The sequence below is a fragment of the Thermodesulfitimonas sp. genome (genome assembly GCF_052743955.1).
The window spans coordinates 1-19,356 of record NZ_JBRAIN010000023.1 but is presented as its reverse complement, the minus strand read 5'-3'; the positions used below and the strand labels follow the sequence as shown (position 1 = coordinate 19,356).

At 60.1% G+C, this 19,356-nt stretch carries 15 protein-coding genes and 1 pseudogene; 1 reads left to right on the top strand and 15 read right to left on the bottom strand.

Annotated elements, in window-relative coordinates; genetic code table 11:
* The 13 genes and pseudogenes from ACUVTA_RS03220 to mraZ all read right to left on the bottom strand — a co-directional run.
* Window positions 1-160: pseudogene (locus tag ACUVTA_RS03220) on the bottom strand (UDP-N-acetylglucosamine 1-carboxyvinyltransferase); the annotation flags it as partial.
* Window positions 161-164: 4 nt separating this feature from the next.
* Window positions 165-1,079, bottom strand: coding sequence for a UDP-N-acetylmuramate dehydrogenase (murB, locus tag ACUVTA_RS03215; protein ID WP_445951543.1), 915 nt, complete (start codon window positions 1,077-1,079; stop codon window positions 165-167).
* Window positions 1,076-2,452 (bottom strand): UDP-N-acetylmuramate--L-alanine ligase, encoded by a 1,377-nt coding sequence (gene murC / locus ACUVTA_RS03210; RefSeq protein ID WP_445951542.1) that lies wholly within the window; start codon window positions 2,450-2,452, stop codon window positions 1,076-1,078. Before murC ends, murB begins: the two co-directional genes overlap by 4 nt.
* A 120-nt stretch (window positions 2,453-2,572) precedes the next feature.
* On the bottom strand, window positions 2,573-3,691 hold the full coding sequence (murG, locus tag ACUVTA_RS03205) for an undecaprenyldiphospho-muramoylpentapeptide beta-N-acetylglucosaminyltransferase (protein WP_445951541.1): 1,119 nt from the start codon (window positions 3,689-3,691) through the stop codon (window positions 2,573-2,575).
* A gap of 4 nt (window positions 3,692-3,695) precedes the next feature.
* On the bottom strand, window positions 3,696-4,802 hold the full coding sequence (gene spoVE / locus ACUVTA_RS03200; protein ID WP_445951540.1) for a stage V sporulation protein E: 1,107 nt from the start codon (window positions 4,800-4,802) through the stop codon (window positions 3,696-3,698).
* A 12-nt stretch (window positions 4,803-4,814) separates the two neighbouring features.
* A complete protein-coding gene (gene murD, locus ACUVTA_RS03195) occupies window positions 4,815-6,161 on the bottom strand; it encodes a UDP-N-acetylmuramoyl-L-alanine--D-glutamate ligase (protein WP_445951539.1) in 1,347 nt (448 codons plus the stop codon).
* A 56-nt stretch (window positions 6,162-6,217) separates the two neighbouring features.
* Entirely contained in the window at window positions 6,218-7,201 is a 984-nt protein-coding gene (mraY, locus tag ACUVTA_RS03190; protein ID WP_445951538.1) for a phospho-N-acetylmuramoyl-pentapeptide-transferase, read from the bottom strand.
* Entirely contained in the window at window positions 7,198-8,586 is a 1,389-nt protein-coding gene (locus ACUVTA_RS03185; RefSeq protein ID WP_445951537.1) for a UDP-N-acetylmuramoyl-tripeptide--D-alanyl-D-alanine ligase, read from the bottom strand. The genes mraY and ACUVTA_RS03185 overlap by 4 nt, the downstream gene beginning before the upstream one ends.
* Window positions 8,583-10,067: a UDP-N-acetylmuramoyl-L-alanyl-D-glutamate--2,6-diaminopimelate ligase gene (locus ACUVTA_RS03180; RefSeq protein ID WP_445951536.1), complete on the bottom strand. Its 1,485-nt coding sequence runs from the start codon at window positions 10,065-10,067 to the stop codon at window positions 8,583-8,585. Before ACUVTA_RS03180 ends, ACUVTA_RS03185 begins: the two co-directional genes overlap by 4 nt.
* A gap of 149 nt (window positions 10,068-10,216) precedes the next feature.
* Window positions 10,217-12,361 (bottom strand): stage V sporulation protein D, encoded by a 2,145-nt coding sequence (locus ACUVTA_RS03175; protein WP_445951535.1) that lies wholly within the window; start codon window positions 12,359-12,361, stop codon window positions 10,217-10,219.
* Between the two features lie 57 nt (window positions 12,362-12,418).
* On the bottom strand, window positions 12,419-12,895 hold the full coding sequence (locus ACUVTA_RS03170) for a hypothetical protein (RefSeq protein WP_445951534.1): 477 nt from the start codon (window positions 12,893-12,895) through the stop codon (window positions 12,419-12,421).
* A gap of 126 nt (window positions 12,896-13,021) precedes the next feature.
* Window positions 13,022-13,981, bottom strand: a complete 960-nt coding sequence (rsmH, locus tag ACUVTA_RS03165) for a 16S rRNA (cytosine(1402)-N(4))-methyltransferase RsmH (RefSeq protein WP_445951533.1) — start codon at window positions 13,979-13,981, stop codon at window positions 13,022-13,024.
* 17 nt (window positions 13,982-13,998) lie between these two features.
* Complete coding sequence (gene mraZ, locus ACUVTA_RS03160) at window positions 13,999-14,442, bottom strand: division/cell wall cluster transcriptional repressor MraZ (RefSeq protein ID WP_445951532.1); 444 nt, start codon at window positions 14,440-14,442, stop codon at window positions 13,999-14,001.
* 274 nt (window positions 14,443-14,716) lie between these two features.
* Here mraZ and ACUVTA_RS03155 point away from each other — a divergent pair, with 274 nt between their 5' ends.
* Window positions 14,717-16,102: an MFS transporter gene (locus ACUVTA_RS03155; protein ID WP_445951531.1), complete on the top strand. Its 1,386-nt coding sequence runs from the start codon at window positions 14,717-14,719 to the stop codon at window positions 16,100-16,102.
* A gap of 75 nt (window positions 16,103-16,177) precedes the next feature.
* Here the strand turns inward: ACUVTA_RS03155 and ACUVTA_RS03150 are convergent, their stop codons facing one another.
* Together ACUVTA_RS03150 and ACUVTA_RS03145 are read right to left on the bottom strand one after the other, a co-directional pair.
* Window positions 16,178-18,058, bottom strand: coding sequence for a methyl-accepting chemotaxis protein (locus ACUVTA_RS03150; protein WP_445951530.1), 1,881 nt, complete (start codon window positions 18,056-18,058; stop codon window positions 16,178-16,180).
* 147 nt (window positions 18,059-18,205) lie between these two features.
* The coding region (locus ACUVTA_RS03145; protein WP_445951529.1) for an aspartate aminotransferase family protein at window positions 18,206-19,356 on the bottom strand (1,151 nt) is incomplete at its 5' end.

Below are 19,356 nucleotides of genomic sequence, written 5' to 3'. Positions count from 1 at the left end.
CACACATCACGTCGACATCTTTAAGTCGGGACACCCCTTCAATGACGCTCTGCCCGTCACACAGGAGTGTCCCAGCCAGGATAGGCAGAACAGCGTTTTTAGCACCACTGGTTTCAATCGTTCCGTATAAGCGGTTTGGCCCCTTGATGACGAAGCGCATTCGGTCACCCCGCCCCGCTGTCGCCCAGCATTTTCACCTCGAGCTCCAAAGTTATACCGAACTTCGCCTGCACCATGCCGCGAACCTGTTCAATTAGTGACAGCACGTCACTAGCTTTCGCCGCCCCCAAGTTAATAATGAAGTTCGCGTGCTTCTCCGAAACCATCGCGTCGCCGACCCGCAATCCTTTAGCCCCCGCAAGCTCGATCAGGTGCCCGGCCGCATCGCCAGGAGGGTTTTTGAAGACGCTTCCCGCACTCGGGTACTCGAGCGGCTGGGTGGAGCGTCGTTTCTGCAAATACTCCTGACTGCGCCGCCTGATCGCCGCCGGGTCGTCGGGTATCAGGCGGAGAACTACTTCCACGACGATTGCCTTGAGCTCCTGTAGCCGGCTGTAGCGGTATCCGAAAGCGAGCTCCGCCCGGTCGCAAACCTTTTCCTGCCCTGCGTAATCAACTACAGTGACCGTCTCGACCAGATCGCCGATCATAGAGCCATTAGCTCCCGCGTTCATTGTCACCGCCCCACCAATCGTGGCCGGGATCCCGATGGTGAATTCTAGCCCGCCGAGCCCCGCTTCCTGGGCCACTGCCGCCACCCGGCCGAGTTTAGCGCCGGCGCCAGCAGTAAGCCGCTGGTCAGCAATGCTGATGGCTCCCATGCGCTCACCGATCTTGATTACCACCCCCCGAAATCCGGTATCGCTTACCAAGAGATTTGAACCGTTACCGATAACGGTAAAAGGTAACCCTTTTTCCCGGATAAAGTACAAGATAGTCTTTAAATCGTCACGTGAAGCCGGCTCTACCAAGAGATCCGCAGGCCCGCCGATGCGCCAAGTGGTGTGCTCCTTTAAAGGCTCATTGGGTAGAACTCGGCCCACGATTCTGGCCGCAAGCTCTTCCGCTAGGCGGTTCATGCGTCATCAGCCTCCAGCAGCGCTACAAGCGCCTGGCCCACCTTATAAATGTCGCCTGCGCCGAGGGTTAAAACGATATCCCCCGGTTGGACCAACTCCTTAACGTAAGCAGCACCGTCGGTATTAGGTAGCCGGAGCACCTCCCGCCGGTCGTGCTGCCTGATCGCTTCCCTGATTAGCTCGGCGCTCACCCCGGGAATTGGCTTCTCGCCGGCGCTATAGATTTCGTCGACTACCACCAGGTCGGCCTCGCTAAAAGCCCGCCCGAACTCCGGATAAAGGAGCGCCGTACGGGTGTAACGGTGGGGCTGAAAAACGGCCACTACGCGCTTCGGAGCAAGCTGCCGGGCCATCTTAATGGTAGCCGCAATCTCGGTAGGGTGGTGGGCGTAATCGTCGATTACCGTGACGCCGCGCACCTTCCCGAGCAATTCGAACCGCCGCCCCACGCTGCGAAAGCCTTCCAGCGCCTCGGCCGCCACGGCGAACGGAACGCCCAGGTGGTGTCCCACGGCCACGGCGCACGCTGCATTGAGCAGGTTATGCATTCCGGGAATGTTGAGCCGTAACCGCCCTATCCGCTCCCCCCGAAAGTAGAGGGTGGCCTCCGAAACGGGGCCCCTAAGACTCACTTCCGCTACCCGCCAGTCAGCCCCTTCGCCCACGCCATAGCTAACCACAGGTTTCGGTGCCTCGCGCGCAAAAGCACAGAGGTTCGGGTCATCCCAACAGACCACCGCCATGCCGCCAGGCGCGACCCGCCCCAGGAACTCCCGGAAGGCCCGGATCAGGTTTTCCACTGAACCGTAATAATCGAGGTGGTCATTCTCGATATTCGTCACCACCGCGACCTCCGGGGAGAGGAGCAGGAAAGAAGCATCGCTCTCGTCGGCCTCAGTTACGAAGTAGGAACCACTACCCATACGGAAATTACCGCCAATTGCCGGCCAGTTACCGCCCACTAAAATGGTGGGGTCAAGCCCCCCCGCCATGAGTACCGCACCGACCATGGCCGTCGTCGTAGTTTTTCCGTGCGCGCCGGCCACTGCGATACCCCGGTAGCCCTGCAGCACCGCCGATAGCAACTCACCACGACGCATAACTGGAATCCCTCGTTCACGCGCCGCAAGCAGTTCGGGATTCTCCGGCCTGATGGCCGAAGAAACTACTACCAGCTCCGCAGTACCCACATTTTCGGCCTTGTGCTCCTTATAAACCATAGCTCCTTGGGCCTGGATCTTTTCGGTCAGCGCCGAAGCCTTAAGATCGGAACCCGTAACCCGGTGTCCGCACAAAAGGAGTAGGGCAGCCAGGCCGCTCATGCCTACGCCACCGATACCGATAAAGTGCACGTTGTGCGGTATTTTCCCCATATTTTCGCGCTACTCCCTCCTGACCGCCGCTCCACGGTATATTATGCGACCACCGGGTAAACTGCTACCGAACTTGCCCCCTATAACCGGTAAAAAGGTCGCCACCTCCCGGGCTACTGCCTACAAGCGCCCGATTTCCCTGATACAGGCAATAATATCTTCCAGAGCATCGGGCTTCCCTAAACTGGCACTGCGCGCTGCCATCTCCCGGAGCCTCGCTGGGGTAGCCAGCAGCCGCTCCACTTCTCCCGCTAACCGTTCCGGAGTGAGCGCGGCATCCTGGATGACCACCGCTGCGCCCTGCGCCGCTAGCGCCCGGGCGTTAAACTCCTGGTGGTTAGCGGTCGCGTACGGATACGGAATAAGGATCGCCGGCCGCCCCAGGCAGGTGAGCTCCGCAATGGTCGCCGCCCCCGCGCGACAGATGACCAGGTCTGCCGCGGCGAGATAATCCGCTATCTGGTAGAAATAGGGAACAACCGTTATGTTTCCCCAGGCTGAAAGGTTTATTCCTTTAATACGTAACCATTCCCGGAACTTATCATACCCCGCCGTCCCCGTAGCGTGAAAGAGCCTTACGCCGGGTCTCCCGCCGAACGCAGGGATAAGCGCCGCTATCGCCCGGTTGAGACGCTCCGCCCCCCGGCTCCCGCCGAAAGAAAGGAGGACGGTCTCCTCACCAACGTTAAGGCGGGCCCGTGCTCCCTCTCGGTCCGCGTTTCGGATCTCCTCCCGCACCGGTAGGCCGGTTACCTTAGTCCTGGCGCCACGCGGTAGGAAACGCTTGGCTTCCGGAAAGGTAAGCGCTACGCAGGCGGCAACCCGCGCAAAAAGGCGGTTAGTAAGGCCGGGAAAGGCATTCTGCTCGTGGATCAAGAAGGGCACGCGGCAGAGATAGGCCGCCAGGAGAACCGGCCCCGATACGTAACCGCCTGTCCCCACAACAACCGTAGGCCGCACCTCCCGCACCAGCCGAACCGCTTCCCCTGTACCTTTCAGGGTAAGCGCCAGTGACCAGAGGTTTTGAAGGGTAAAGCGCCGCTTAAGGCCCGCCGCAGTGACTGTACGGAAGGGAAATCCCGCCTTGGGAACAATATCCGCTTCGAGCCCCCGGGTTGTACCCACATAGAGAACCTCGCAGCCTGGAAAAGCTCGTTTTAAACCTCGGGCAATCGCGAGGGCTGGATAAATATGCCCTCCCGTTCCACCACCCGCAACGATAAACCGCAAAGTGCCCATTACTTCACCTGACCGTATGCCGGGAAATATTAAGAAGTACGCCTATAGCGGCGAGGGTAAAAACCAAGGAGGTTCCGCCGTAACTGATGAGCGGCAGTGGGATACCCGTTATCGGCATACTGCCCGTCACAACCCCGATGTTAATTAGGGCCTGCAAACCGATTCCTGCCGTAATCCCGGCCGCAAAGAGACTGCCAAAGGCATCCGGCGCGTAGAGCGCAATCCGCAAGCCCCGCCAGATAAAAATAACAAACAAAAAAATTACAAGTGCCCCACCGATGAAGCCTAATTCCTCACCGATTACGGCGAAGATGAAATCGGTGTGTTGCTCGGGGAGGTAGAGAAACTTCTGCTTTCCCTGGCCGAGCCCAACCCCGAAAAGTCCGCCGGAACCGATCGCGTAAAGCGACTGAATGATATGGAAACCGCTTCCCCGAGGGTCTTTCCAGGGGTCGAGAAAAGCCAGCAACCGGCGCCACCGGTAAGGCTCTACATAAATTGCCGCTAGCGCCGCCGCCACACCACCCAGACCGGTCACGCCGAGGGCAGAAAGTGGCGCACCGGCGCAAAAAAGCATCACGAAAACGGTCCCGGCAAGCGCCATCGCTGTTCCTAAATCGGGCTGCAACAGAATCAAAAGCGCAGCCACACAAGTGATACCGAGATAGGGGAGGATTTCGCGGGCGCGCCTTATTCCTCCCGGCATCCTGCTGAGGCCGTAAGCGGTGAAGACTACAATACCGAACTTGATGACCTCGGAGGGCTGAAGGGTTAGCGGGCCGAATTTGAGCCACCGCTGGGCACCGTGGGAAGAATGCCCAATACCTGGTAAAAGAACCAGGAGGAGAAGAAAGAAGGAAAGTGTTAGCAATAAACCCGCAAACCTTCTGAAGTTGTGGTAATCATAGTTAAGAAAATAAAACATCGCCCCAAGTCCCAAAAGGGCATAAAGCAGCTGGCGTTTGAAAAAGTAGAAGGTATCGTTAAAACGAACCAGAGCAGCATACTCGCTGGCGCTGAAAACCATGACCAGGCCGACCGATAGGAGGCCCAGCACCGTGAGAAAAAGGAGGAAATCGGGTGGTCTTCTTGCCCTGCCCCAGGACCGCATCTTTCTCCCCTCTTACAAACCAGCTATTTCCCTAACCAGCCTCTTAAAAAGCTCGCCCCGCTCTTCATAATTCCGGAACATATCCCAGCTCGCACAGGCGGGCGAAAGGAGAACCACGTCCCCCGGCCGGGCTGCATCCCGCGCCAAATAGACCGCCTCGCGAAAATCCCGGGCGTGGCGGATTCCCGTCACGCCGGCCGCACGGGCCGCCGCCGCGATCGCTTCCGCGCTTTCGCCCACGACCACGAGCACCCGCACTTTTTCCTTGATTTTTTTAGCGAACGCCCCGAAGTCGCTCCCTTTGTTCCGCCCCCCCGCGATCAAGACGATTGGTTCCCGGTAAGCCTCGAGGGCCTTGATGGCGGCATCGGGATTAGTTCCCTTAGAGTCGTTAACGTAGCGGACCCCGTTAATCTCCGCCACAAACTCGAGCCGGTGCGCCACCCCTTTGAACTCCCGCAGCGTCGCCGCAATGACGGAAGCCGGCACCCCTAACGACCAGGCCGCCGCGGCTGCTGCCAGCGCGTTTTCTAAGTTATGCGCGCCGGGGAGAGCGATTTCATCCACCCCGCAGACCGGGACCACCGCGCCGTCCCTACTTAGAACGATCTTTTCTTCCCGGACAAACGCCCCCGCCTTCAAGTTATGTCGGCGACTGAAGAATAATACCCCGGCAGGACTCTGCCCGGCCAGCGCGGCCACCAGAGGGTCGTCAAAGTTGAGCACCGTCACGTCATCCTGCTTCTGGTTGCTGAAAATGCGCGCTTTCGCCGCCGCATACGCCTCTATCGACCCGTGCCGGTCGAGATGGTCGGGGGTGATGTTGATAATAACCGCTACCCGGGGCCGGAAGGATTGGATTGTTTCAAGTTGAAAACTCGAAACTTCGGCCACAATGATGTCCCCCGGTCCGTAATCCGTTACGGCCGCCACCAGCGGCAAGCCGATATTCCCAGCCACCAGCGTCCGGCGTCCGGCTCTCCGGAAGATTTCACCGGTAAGCGCAGTGGTCGTGGTTTTACCGTTTGTACCGGTGATCGCCACGATCGGCGCCCGCGCGAAGCGGTAAGCCAGTTCGAGTTCGCCAATCACCTCGATCCCCGCCTGCCTCGCCTCGACCACCGGAGCCACCGTTAAAGGTACGCCAGGGCTCACCACCAAAAGATCGTGCCCCGCCGCCGGGGGGTAACCGCCGAAGAAGGTCGTCACCCCTGCCCCCGCAGCTGCCGCTTCCTGTTCGGCCGCCGGCTTGATGTCGGCCAGCGTCACCACTGCTCCTTTTTCCCGCAAAAAACGGGCTGCCGCAAGGCCGCTCTTTCCGGCCCCAATAACCAGTACCTTTTTATTCTTTAAGTCCAAAGTAGACCTCCTTACTAGCCGCCTAATCCCTCACGGGCTAACATTCCCTGTTTCGCCTATCCCAGGCGGTAGATGCCCGCCAGACCAAGCAAGCCGGCCACCAGGCCCGCTAGCCAGAAGCTCACGACCACCCGGTTCTCCGACCACCCGCCTAATTCAAAATGGTGGTGGAGCGGGCTCATCCGAAAGATGCGCCTTCCCGTAAGCTGGTAAGATATCACCTGCAGGATGACCGAAAGGGCCTCGGCAGCAAAAACGGCTCCCACCACGAGAAGAAAGAGTTCCCTTCTGCTCAGGACTGCTGCTGCGCCGAGGGCACCGCCGAGCGCCAGGCTACCGGTATCGCCCATGAAGATGCGGGCCGGGTGGCGGTTATAAATCAGAAAACCGAGACAGCCGCCCGCCACCGCGGCGAGGCCCACCGCCAACCCCATTTTGTCCATCACCAGCGCAAAGAGAAGGTAGATCCCGGCGGCTATCGCCACTAATCCCGCCGCCAGCCCGTCAAGCCCGTCGGTAAGATTGACGGCGTTCGCCGTGCCGGTCAGGACCAGAACGGTAAAAAAGGCGAAAAAGCCGAAGCCCCAATCGAAGTGCACCCCGCCGTCACGGAAAAAACCGGAAAAAGGAACGGCCAGGTCCGTGCCTCGCCCCAGGAAAAAAACCGCGCCTACCGCTAGCCCTAACGCCACAATCACCTGGGCTAATAGTTTTTCGCGCGCCCGGAGCCCGAGCGAGCGCTTCTTAACCACCTTTAAAAAATCGTCGAGGAATCCCGTTAAACCGTAAGTTAACGTTACGAAGAAAAAGGTGAGCGCTTCCGCGTTTCCCCGCGCAAACCACAGGACCGCTACGGTAATACCCAAAAGAAAGAGCAGGCCGCCCATTGTCGGCGTTCCCGCCTTAGAAAGATGGCGGGCCGGCCCGTCGTAGCGAACCCGCTGTCCCACCTTTAGTTGCTTGAGCACAGGGATGAGGACCAGTCCGGCGCCAACCGTTACGGCAAACGAAAGAAGAAAGGCCCTTGCTACCGGGTTCACTGGGCCACCTCACCTCCCGTGCAGAGAGCCTCGACCACTCTCTCGAGGCGCATCCCCCGTGATGCTTTTACCAGAACCGCCTCGTTGCCCCGCAAAAGTTCTTTCAAAACGGCCACCGCCGCCCTGGCGTCGGGGCAGGTTACCACCTGCCGCGGTGAAAGCCCAGCGGCCACGGCTCCCCCCGCGATCCCTTGGGCCAGTTCCCCAACGGCCACCACTACGTCCGCAACCGCCGCCGCAGCTGCACCAATTTCCCGGTGGGCCGCCGCCGCCCGGCTGCCGAGTTCCAGCATATCGCCGAGCACCGCCACGCGGCGCCTCCTTCTCCCCACTTCTCCCAGCATCCCGAGCGCTGCCCGCATCGAAGCAGGATTGGCGTTGTAGGCGTCGTTTATCACCAGCAGCGTACCGCACTCCCTTATTTCCAGCCGCATCCCGGTGAGCCTTACCCGCTCCAGACCCCGCTGAATCTCTTCCGGCCCGAGCCCAAGCTCCCGCGCCACCCCTACGGCCGCAACCGCGTTAAGGGCGTTATGGTAGCCGGGTAAGGGAATAAAGTACCCCGTTACCACCCCGCCAGTGGCCACGGTAAAGCGACCACCCCCGTCTACAGGCACGTAATCGGTCAGGCGCACCGTCGCCGCCTCGCTCGTCCCGAAAAAGATAACCCGCCCGCGGCAGCGCTTTGCCTGTTCAAAAATGTAAGGGCTCTCGGCGTGAAGCACCGCAAACCCTGTCGCAGGGACGTAGTCCAGGATTTCCCCTTTCGCAGCCGCAATCGCAGCCACGCTCCCGAGCCGCTCGAGGTGGGTTTCCCCGATATTCGTAATCACCGCGGCGTCGGGAGCGGCAATCCGGGCCAGCGCGGCAATCTCCCCCGCCCCGCGCATCGCCATTTCGACTACCGCCACTTCGTCGCCGGGCGAAAGAGATAGCAGCGTGAGCGGCACCCCGATTTCGTTGTTCAGGTTCCCCTGCGTGGCGCAAACCCGGTACCGCGCACCGAGGACCGCCGATAGAATGTCTTTGGTGCTCGTCTTCCCGGTGCTGCCGGTCACCCCGACCACCAAAACGCCTGTCTTCCGGCGCACATAGTGGGCAACCGCCCCGAGGGCTGCCAGCACGTTAGGGACCAAAAGTACCGCCGTTTCGCCGGGCAGGGCCGCCACCGGGCGGCTTACCACCACCCCTGCCGCCCCTTTCGCCACCGCATCGGGGACAAAATCATGCCCGTCGTAACGCTCCCCTTTAAGCGCGAAAAAGATGGCGCCGGCAGGGACCTGCCGGCTGTCGGTGGTGATCGCTTCCACCCGCCGGTTCGGTTCCCCCTGCAGCAGGGAGGCACCAGACGCTGCCACTAACTCCGCAACCGTTACCGGGATCATTCTCTATCTTGCTTCCCAATCATTTCCCTTAAAATTTCCGCCGCCACTTTCCGGTCGTCGAAGGGCAACTTTTTATCCCCGATAATCTGGTAATCCTCGTGCCCCTTCCCAGCCAGCACCACAATGTCGCCCGCTTGCGCCTGCCGGAACGCGAGCGCAATGGCCGCGCGCCGGTCCGCTTCCACGGCGTAACTGCCCGGGGCGCCAAACCGCCGGAAACCCGCCTCGATCGCCGTAATGATGCGCTGCGGGTCCTCACTGCGGGGGTTATCCGAAGTGATCACCGTGAAATCGGCAAGCTTGGCGGCTATCTCCCCCATTACCGGTCGCTTACCCGGATCCCGGTCACCGCCACACCCAAAAACCACGATCACCCGGCCGCAGGTCTGCGTGCGCGCGGCCCGGAGGACGTTCTCCAGGCCGTCGGGCGTATGGGCGTAATCGACCACCACCGCAAAATCCTGCCCGACATCGACCCGCTCAAAGCGCCCGGGCACCGCCGGCACGCCCTCCAGGGCCTCGACCACCCGGGCCACGGGGTAACCCTCCGTCACCCCGACCGCAAAGGCCGCCAGCGCGTTGTAAACATTAAACCTTCCCACGAGCTGCAACCGCACCGGCGCCACCCCCCCGCCCCACTCAACCGTGAAGGTGGTCCCGTCGCGCCCGAGCTTGATTTCCCGGGCCCGGAAGGCGGCCGCTCGCTCCACACCGTAGGTGGTTACCTCACCCCCGCTTACCACGGTTAGCCGCTGGCCGTACGGGTCGTCAATGTTAATCACGGCCCGCTTTCGCCGCCCCTTTACCCCTGGCTGCTTCAGCTCCAGGAAGAGGCGCGCCTTGGCGGCGTAGTAATCCTCCATATCCCGGTGAAAATCGAGGTGGTCCTGCGTGAGGTTCGTGAAAACCGCTATATCGTACTCCAGCCCCGTCACCCGCTCCAGCGCCAGGGCGTGGGAAGAAACCTCCATCACCACCGTTTTTACCCCTTCATCCACCATCCGCCGGAGCAGGGCCTGCAGATCGAGAGACTCCGGCGTCGTCCGCTCGGCAGGAAGCACCGCGTCCCCAATCATCGTCCAGAGGGTGCCGATCAGCCCTGTCTTTTCCCCTTGAGCTTCGTAAATCGCCCGGATAAGGTGGGTGGTGGTGGTCTTCCCATTTGTCCCCGTAACCCCTACCAGCCGCAGCTGCCGGTCAGGATGACCGTAAAAGGTCGCCGCCGCCAGCACGAGCGCCCGCCGCGCATCCGGAACGCGGACCGCAAATACGCCGGACGGCACCGCAACCTCCTTTTCCACCACCACGCCCACCGCACCCCGCCGGACGGCATCGCCAACAAAGTCGTGTCCGTCCTGCCGGAAACCTTTGATGGCGAAAAAAACGTAGCCGGGCTGAACCTGTCTGGAGTCGTAGGCCAGCCCCGCAGGCGCAAGCGCAAAGATCCGGGCAAGCGCTTCTTTCAGGTTTTCCGTTTCCAAATGATTACACCCCGCTGCCGCAGGATTGGTCTGTTAATCAGCCCCAAAATATTATTACTAGCTCTATTCTATCCTAAAAAAGCCAAAACCGTCCTCAAAAAGCTCAACGCTTCCCTTGCCCAACTGCTACCCCGCAAGCGAAACCCTGCTCAGGGGTGGAGGACGGTCGGCTGGCCTTCTTCCGCTTCGGGGGAAGCGAAAGTCACCCGCACCGAGCTACCGCGTCTGACTTTGGTGCCGGGAGCTGGCGCTTGCTGCACCGCCACGCCGCTTCCTTCCGGAACGAGCACCAGGCCCATCTTTTCCAGCAAGACGGCCGCGTCTTTAATTGTAAGGCCCGTGAGGTCGGGTACCGCGATTTCTGAAGCACCCTCCGGCGCCGCCTTGAGCCCCAAGATAACCTTCGTTCCCATCAGCACCGTTGCGCCGCCCTGCGGAACCTGCGCCCGCACCACGTTCCCCTGACCGCGGACGGTGAACCTGAGCCCCGCGGCCCTCAGACGCTCGATCGCTTCGTGGACCGGCAAGCCGACGACCTCGGGAACCTCCACCGGCTTGGGCTCTTCCTCTATCAAATACCGCGGTTTCTCCGGTTTTTCAAGACCGGCTTGCTGGGGTACGCCCAGGTAGCGCAGGGCATCCTGCATCACCGCCTTAAAGGCAGGAGCCGCCACCAGGCTGCCGAAATAGACCCCTCCCTGCGGTTCCCAGACGACTACCAGCGTTACCAGACGAGGATTATCAACCGGGGCAAAACCGACAAACGAAGAGACATACTTACCTGGAACATAGCCACCGTTTGGCCCAACAACCTGAGCGGTTCCCGTTTTTCCTGCCGCCCGGTAACCGTCGAGATGGGCATTAACCCCCGTACCTTTCAGGACCACGTTTTCCAGAAGCCGCGCCAGTTCCTGCGCCTTTTGCCTTGATATGACCCGCCGGCGGTGCTCCGGCTTAAAGGCCCGCACCGTTTTCCCGTCGGGGGAAACTACCGCCCGGATGACCCGCGGGGTAAGCAACTCGCCACCGTTGGCCACTGCCGCCACCGCAGTGACGAGTTGGATGGGCGTTACGGCAATCGACTGACCGATAGACATGGTAGCGATGTTGAGGTTCGTCGCCTTACTTTCCGGGATAAGGATGCCTTTAGCCTCTCCGGGAAGGTCGATCCCGGTCGGTCGGCCGAAGCCGAAAGCCCGGATATACCTATAGAACTTTTCTTTCCCTAGGCTCAGCCCTACCTGAACGAAGCCCGGGTTGCAGGAGTTCTGGACCACCTCCGCAAACGACTCACTACCGTGGCCACCTTCTTTCCAGCACCGGATCCGCCTGCCCGCAACCTCCACAAAACCCGGGCAGTAAAAGCGGCTTTCCGGGTTAACCACACCCTCGGAGAGCGCCGCCGCCGCCGTCACAATCTTAAAGGTAGAACCGGGCTCGTAGAGCCGCCAGATCGCCGGGTTACGATCCCAGACCGATTGGGGTGCGTCTCGCCAGCGGGCCGGATCAAAGGTGGGCCGGTTACCCAAAGCCAAAATCTCGCCCGTTTTTGGGTCCATAACGATTATCGAGGCGGCCGCCGGGTGATAGGTATCGACGATCTTATCTAATTCCCGCTCCACAAAATACTGGATCGTCTCGTCAATCGTCAGCAGAAGACGGTTTCCCGGAACGGGCGGATAAAGCTGGTGGAGCGCAGCCGGGATATTCCGCCCGGCGGCATCCTGTTCGATCACTATCTTCCCTGGCACACTGAGAAGGAACTTCTCGGCCGTTTTCTCCACTCCGGTGAGCCCCTGGTTATCCACCCCGACAAAACCGAGAATGTGCGCAGCCAGGGCCCCGCAGTTATACTGGCGGCGACTTTCCTCGATCAGCTCAATTCCCCGAAGTTTGAGTCCCCGCACCTGCCGTGCCGTCTCGAAGTCAACCTTCCGCTTAAGCCAGACAAAGGCCTGCTTTTTTGTGAGCAGCCGGTAGAGGGTTTCTTGATCCATCTTAAGAAGCGGCGCCAATTTAGCCGCGGTACCCGCAGGATCTACCACCTGCGCCGGCATAGCCGCGACAGAATCACAGCTCACGCTCGTAACCAGCACCTTACCGTTACGGTCGCAGATATCCCCCCGCTTCGCCTCCACCGTAATTTCCCGGACCCTGTTCTCCCATGCGCCCCGCTCGAGCTGACTGCCGCGCACCAACTGAAGCCAGAAGAGCCGGCAGACAAGCAGAAAAAAAAGAAAAGCGGCCAGGACAAAAAGACCAGCCAACCGCTTGCGCAGCACCAGATTGCTCATTCAATCTCCCCTGCCGGTCGCGAACTTTTCTGGCAAGTATATATTTACGAGAATCCGCTAACGGGCAGAACCGCCCCACCTGTCCGTAAGGAGCCCTAAAGGCGCCGTAAGCAACCCGTCCGGGCGCGTTCCCTTCCCTATCTTCTCCCGCACTGTTGGTTTCGCTTCCGGTGCAGCCGGCTGCCGTGCCGGAAGCGAGACCGTGAGCTGCGTCCCGGGTGCTGGGGGGACCATTCCGAGCTTTTGTACCGCCATCCTTTCGATTTCGTCAGGTGCCATAAGGCGGTCGACGGTCCCGGCGAGCGCCTCGTTTTCCATTTGCGTCATAGCCAGCTCCTTTTGAAACTCCTGCAGGCGATAACCAAGATAGGCCATGCGGGCCTGACAAAAGACCACTATCGCTCCGCAAAAGAAGGCTAACAAAACCATGCCGCTGAGCTTCAGCCGCTCCGCCCGAACCGCTTTTCTAGGCCGCCGCAACGGCTGCGGTTGCTGCGGCAGCGGGCGCGCCACCTGTTCCCGCGCGAGAATCACCCGGAAAATCCCCCTTTCTCCGGCTGGTTAAACGACCATCCTGCGTTATCCTCCCGGAAACGACCAACTGCCAACACCGGCGGCTATTCGTGCCTGTTTCGCTCCCGGGCGGCCAGCCACCGGAAACTACCCGGCAGATTCTACACCGTTCGTCGGCAATTTTTCTGCTGCCCGTAGTCTGGCACTTCGTGAGCGGGGATTGCGTCCCAATTCTTCCCCCGCCGGCGTGCGTGGTTTCCGCGTAAGCCGCCGGAGCGCCGGCTTCTTGCCACACACGCACACGGGCGCTCCAGACGGGCAGCTACACCCCGCTTCTGCCTCTTTGATGAACTCCTTCACTATCCGGTCCTCAAGCGAATGGTAACTCAGAACCACCAGGCGACCGCCGGGCCGCAGCAACCCGAGAGCCTGCTCCAGCGAGGCCCGCAACGCCTCGAGTTCCTGGTTCACCGCGATCCGTAGCGCCTGAAAAGTCCGGCGTGCCGGGTGGGGGCCCGTCCGGCGCGCCCTTGCCGGCACCGCCTTCTTGATTACTTCCACTAACTGGCCCGTCGTCTTAAGCGGTCGGCGCGCTCTCTCCGCTACGATAAAGTCCGCGATGCGGGAGGCCCACCGCTCCTCGCCGTATTCGGCAATTATTTTAGCGAGTTCACGCGCACTCAAGTTGTTAACCAGGTCGGTGGCTGTTACGGGCCCTTCTGGGTCCATCCGCATATCGAGCGGCACATCCTCCCAGTAAGTAAAACCCCGCGCCGGATTATCGAACTGGTAGGAGGAAACGCCAAGGTCGTAAAGTATCCCGTCAACCTGGCTCACCTCTAGTTCCGCGAGCACCGTGGCGAGTTTGCAAAAATCGGCCCGAAAAAGCTGCACGCGCGGATCGCCTCCGAGGCGCAGCCGCGCCGCCGCCAGGGCCTCCGGATCCCGGTCAAGCCCTATCAGCCGGCCCTGCGGGCCTAAAAGCTCCAGGATCGCCGCTGCGTGGCCTCCCCCGCCGACCGTACAATCGACGTACACCCCGCTAGGCTTCACGTTTAAGAACGCCACAACTTCTTTTACCATTACCGGCTGGTGCCGAAACTCCATCCGTCAATACCCCTTAGTCAATCCCCGGCCGGAAAATCAAAGTCGACTAACTTCTCCGCGATCTCCTCGTAGGCCGCCTGGGTCTGGGCGCTGTAACGCTCCCATTCTTCCTTTGCCCAGAACTCAATCCTTGAGGAAACCCCCAGAATAACTACGTCTCGAGCAAGGCCCGCGTAATCCCGCAAGGTTGCGGGTATGAGAATGCGCCCCTGTTTATCCACCTCAAGCTCAGCGGCACCCGCAAAAAAAAGCCGGCTGAAGGCGCGGACATCCGCCCGGGCGAAAGGCAAGCGGCGCAGTCTCTCCTCTAATTTGCCCCATTCAGCGAGCGGGAAACCAAAAAGGCACCGGTCGAGTCCCCGGGTTACCACAAAACGCTCCCCCAACCCCTCCCGAAAACGGGCCGGGATGAAGAGGCGCCCTTTGGCGTCGACCGTATGCAGGTATTCCCCGATGAACATCTGAGGGACTGTCCCCCACTTTTAACCACTTAGCACCACATATTCGCCAGACCCCTAAAAACTCCTTCTTTCTTTTTACAGAAAAAATTTCGACAAAATCCGCCCGTCACGACGATCATCCGGAGGGAAAATTCCGTAAGCCCGGCATACCTTATAGGAGAACCACAAAAATTGCGGGTCTTAAACTGAAAAGAGGAAATCAAGCTAAAGCAGCGAAAATTTTTCGGAAGTAAGATGCGGTTTTCCTGCAGTACCGTCGCGAAAAGAAGGGACAATGCCGCACCTCTCCCAGAAGAATGAGACGAGTAAGCAGGTAGCCTCGGTCGTCGTCGCAGTAAGCTCTTTTCTAACGCCCTTTACGGGTGCCGCGATTAACATCGCTCTTCCCGCCATCCAGCGCGAGTTCGCGATGAACGCGCTCCTTTTAGGCTGGATTTCCGCCTCCTTTCTCCTTTCTTCGGCGATGTTTCTGGTTCCCTTCGGCCGGATCGCGGACATTTACGGTAGAAAAAAGATTTTCCTCGCTGGTATCACCTTTTTTGCGCTCTTTTCGCTTCTTTCCGCGCTCGCCGGCTCCACCCCTGCCCTCCTTGCGGCGCGCTTCCTGCAGGGTGTGGGCGCGGCGATGATTTTCGGTACTGGCGTGGCGATCCTCACTTCTGTCTACCCGCCCCGGGAAAGAGGAAAGGCCCTCGGTATCAACGTGGCCGCCGTTTATACGGGCCTCTCCCTCGGGCCAGTCTTGGGCGGCATCTTAGTTCACCAGTTCGGGTGGCGGAGTATTTTTCTCGCCGTGACTCTGCTGAGTGCAGGGGCAGTGCTTTTGGCCGTATGGAAACTACAGGGAGAATGGGCCGAAGCTAAAGACGAGAAGTTTGACCTCCCGGGAGCGTTTATCTACGCCCTATCCCTTCCGGCTTTAATGTACGGTTTCTCCGCGCTTCCCTCTTTAACCGGTGGGCTCTTCATCGCCGCCGGGGTAGTTGGCCTCATTTTCTTCGTAAAGTGGGAGCTCAGGGCGCAAAGCCCGCTTTTAAATATGGCCCTCTTCCGTAAAAACATCGTCTTCACTTTTTCGAACCTGGCCGCGCTTATAAACTATAGCGCCACTTTTGCCGTCGGCTTTTTGCTGAGCCTCTACCTGCAGTATCTGAAAGGGCTTACCGCTCAAGATGCAGGAGTTACCCTCGTCTGGCAACCGGCGATTATGGCCCTCTGCTCACCTTTCGCCGGCCGCCTCTCCGACCGCACGGAGCCCCGCATTGTCGCCTCTTTAGGTATGGCCTTGACCACCTGCGGGCTTCTATTTCTCACCTTCCTTAGCATCACAACCCCTTTCTGGGCTATCATTGCGGTGCTCATCCTGCTCGGCCTCGGCTTTGCCCTTTTCTCCTCCCCCAATACGAACGCCGTTATGAGCGCGGTGGAAAAACGGTATTACGGCGTAGCGTCGGGAACCCTTGGTACCATGCGTCTTACCGGGCAGATGTTCAGTATGGGCATCACCATGCTCGTCTTCGCCCTGTATATCGGCAAGGTGCAGATAACCCCTGCCTACCACGCACCTTTCCTTGCCGCGGTGAAGAGCGCCTTCCTGATTTTCGCGGTGCTCTGCGCCGGCGGCATCCTCGCCTCGCTGGCCCGGGGCAAAGTGCGTTAAACCGCCGCAGAAAAAGTTACGGGTGGAGCCGCTGCCCCACCCGTTGCTACCGTTTTCCCGCTACCGGTACGCTGCTTAGACCTTGAACTTCTCTACCGCAGCCCGCAGGGCTTTTGCTGCTTCCGCCATCGTGTTGGTAACGGCGGTAATCTCTTCGAGGGTGGCCGTTTGCTCTTCGGCGGTGGCGACGATATTCTGCACCCCGGCGGAAAGCTCTTCGGTTGCCGCGGCCACCTGCTGCACGCTAGCCGCCATGCTGTTGATCCGCTCGAGAATCCCGTTGAACGAGGCCCTCCCGTCCGCCACCGCTTCTACGCTCGCGGCCATGGCCTTCTCACCCTCCGCCATCGCGCCGACGGCCGCCTGCGCTTCTTGCTGTACCCGGGCGATCAGCTGGTTAATCTCCTTGGTTGATTTGCTCGACCGTTCGGCGAGCCGGCGGACCTCCTCCGCCACCACCGCGAAGCCGCGCCCGTGCTCCCCGGCCCTGGCCGCCTCGATAGCCGCGTTGAGGGCTAAAAGATTGGTCTGCTCGGCGATCTGGTCGATCAGCTCAACAATGCGCGAGATCTCTACGGCACTCGCGTTAAATCCCTCTATTGCCGCACCGACCCGGACAGCCGAAGCGGCAGCGGCCCCGATCTTCTCCTCAATGAGGTCCATTTTCCGCTGCCCTTCGGTCGCCAACCTATTGGTCTCCTCGGCCTTAACCGACAGGGCCTGCATATTCTGGGAAACCTGCGCCACCGTGTTGGCAATTTCCGAAATGTTGGCCGTCGTTTCCGAAACGCCTTCGGATACCTGCCGCGTGCTTTCGGAAAGCTGGTCCGACACTTCGCCTAAGGCATCCGTATTGGCTTTCACGGTACCCAAAGCAGCCCTAATATCCCCTACCATCTGGTAAAAGCTGGTGATAAGCTGCCCCATCTCTCCCTGGTAATCCTTTTCCGGCTGAATCGTAAAGTCGCCTGTACCAGCCGCCTGGATTGCTTTTTCCAGCACGCCGATGGGGCGCAGGAGGTCCTTGCGGAGCAGAAAGTAGATGACCGCCGTCCCGGCCGCTACAATCAACACCAGGAGGATGAGGCTCTTCGCCAGCATGCCGTTCGTCTTGGCGATAATTTCCTGCCTATCGAAAACACCTTTAATATAAGCGACCGGTTGGCCGGCGTAGTCGCGCAGGGGGATGATCAGCGCTGCGTACCGGCCACCCTGCGGGTAGCCTACCACCATCTTGTTCGCCGCTAGCGCCTCCGCTACGGAAGCTTCAGGCACCGGATAGTCATCTTTGGGCCCCGCCGCAGCCAAAAGAGTGCCCGGCGAACCGTCCTTCGGCGCCCGGTAAACGTACCAGAAGCCGCCAACCTTCTCCGCTAGCCCGCTTACGATGCGGTCGCCGAGGTCAAAACCATACTCCACGCTCCCGATATGTTTCTGTCCCTCAAAGACCGGCACCACCACCCGGAAGGAAACCCCTGCCACCCCTTCCTCGAGCCCTTCTACGATCTGCCGCGTTTCGTTGGCCCGCACCACCGTGCGGCGGAAAGAAGAGAGGTCGTCGCCGTATTTCTGCGGGAGGTGGAGCCGCAGGAAAGAGGTGGCCGGCGGCAGATGGTATTGAAACTGCTCAATCCCTTCCTTCTTGATCTGCTCGTAAATCGGCCGGCTGAGAGCCAGAAGCTTCTCCCGGTCCCTGAGGGCGAAGGCCGTCTGGATCGCGGGGTTACGCGCGACGCTCAAAACGCCCACCCGGGTCCCAGTAAGGACGTCCGCCAACTTATTCTCAACCATAACCTTGAGCGATGCGTACCGGTTCTGCTCTTCCTGACGGAGCAGATGCCGCGCGGTGATAAACTCGTAGATTACCAGGAAGAGCGCCACTAAGGTTAATAAGGTTAAAACGAGCATCATCAGGGCGAGAATTTGTGACCGGACCCGGATAAAGCGGCTCAGCAACCCACATCCCCCCAAAAAGATTTTCACTTTTCAGTAATATCGGTTTCCCCCGTGGTAAACTTGAGCCTCGGAGGCAAAATTTAAGGGGCTGTCCCCAAAGTGGCAGCCTCTTTACCGCCCGCACAGATGGCGTTGGACCAGCGATACCTAATGTTTTTCCGCCGCCTTCCCCCGAATGCGCAGGGTGCTTTTCAGGCCGGAAACCGCAAGGCCTAAAAAACTCCGGTTACGCTCTAAAATTTCGGTTAGCGCACCGAGAACGTAGTCGATTTCCGCAAAGCCCACGCCGAGAGGCGGCTCGAGCCGGATAACGTTGGGATTATTCAGGGTATAAGCTGTGAGCACCCGGTGGCGGTTCAAAAGCTCACCGGCGACGAGGCTCCCGAGATACTCCTCCGAAAGCTTATCCAACAGGCCGAAGGCGAGCTTGTGGGCAAGCCCTTTTTTCTTTTCCGCGAATTCAACCCCGATCAAAAGCCCCCTACCGCGCACATCGCTTATAAGGGGTGAAGTCGCCTTGAGTTCCCCGAGCTTCCGGAGCAGGTAATCCCCTTTTTCGGCGGCCTGACGCGGCAGATCTTCTTCGATGATCACCGCGAGCGCCGCGATGGCCGCAGCGCAGGCCCAGGCGTTGCCGCCGAAGGTGGAGGTGTGCAAAAGCGCCCGGTCGAGCGAGCCGTAGGCCCTCTTCCAGGCGGCATCCGTAGCGATGTAGGCGCCGATGGGCATCACCCCACCGCCGAGTGACTTCGCCAGACAGAGCACATCTGGCTCCACCCCTTCGTGTTCGCACGCGAACATCCGCCCCGTGCGACCAAGGCCCGTCTGGATCTCGTCCGCGATGAAAAGCGTGCCGTGCTTAGCACAGAGGCGCTTCGCCTCCTTCAGGTAGCCCGGCGCCGGGACGTTGATCCCGCCCTCGCCCTGGATCGGCTCGACGATAAAAGCCGCCGCGTCCTTCGGATGAAGTGCCTCCTCCAGCGCCGCGAGGTCGTTGTAGGGGATTGCCTGGCAGGCGGCAACTAAAGGCCGGAAGGGCTCCTGGTACTTGTGCCGGCCGGTAACCGATAGCGCCCCTATCGTCTTCCCGTGGAAGGAATTTTCCGTGTAAATCAGCTTGGTCCGGCCGGTGGCAATGCGGGCCAACTTCACCGCCCCCTCTACCGCCTCGGCACCGCTGTTACAGAAAAAGGAGCGCTTGAGGTCCCCGGGGGCGACCGCCGCCAGGTTTTTCGCTAGCGCGCCCGCCAAGGGTGATAATGATGCCTGCAGCAAATTCGGCAGTTGCCGCACCGCCT

Bases quoted from the DNA above. Each gene is read 5' to 3' on its own strand.
- murB (WP_445951543.1), bottom strand. From the start codon at position 1,079: ATGAACCGCCTAGCGGAAGAGCTTGCGGCCAGAATCGTGGGCCGAGTT.
- murC (WP_445951542.1), bottom strand. From the start codon at position 2,452: ATGGGGAAAATACCGCACAACGTGCACTTTATCGGTATCGGTGGCGTA.
- murG (WP_445951541.1), bottom strand. From the start codon at position 3,691: ATGGGCACTTTGCGGTTTATCGTTGCGGGTGGTGGAACGGGAGGGCAT.
- spoVE (WP_445951540.1), bottom strand. From the start codon at position 4,802: ATGCGGTCCTGGGGCAGGGCAAGAAGACCACCCGATTTCCTCCTTTTT.
- ACUVTA_RS03185 (WP_445951537.1), bottom strand. From the start codon at position 8,586: ATGATCCCGGTAACGGTTGCGGAGTTAGTGGCAGCGTCTGGTGCCTCC.
- ACUVTA_RS03175 (WP_445951535.1), bottom strand. From the start codon at position 12,361: ATGAGCAATCTGGTGCTGCGCAAGCGGTTGGCTGGTCTTTTTGTCCTG.
- rsmH (WP_445951533.1), bottom strand. From the start codon at position 13,981: ATGGAGTTTCGGCACCAGCCGGTAATGGTAAAAGAAGTTGTGGCGTTC.
- mraZ (WP_445951532.1), bottom strand. From the start codon at position 14,442: ATGTTCATCGGGGAATACCTGCATACGGTCGACGCCAAAGGGCGCCTC.
- ACUVTA_RS03155 (WP_445951531.1), top strand. From the start codon at position 14,717: ATGCCGCACCTCTCCCAGAAGAATGAGACGAGTAAGCAGGTAGCCTCG.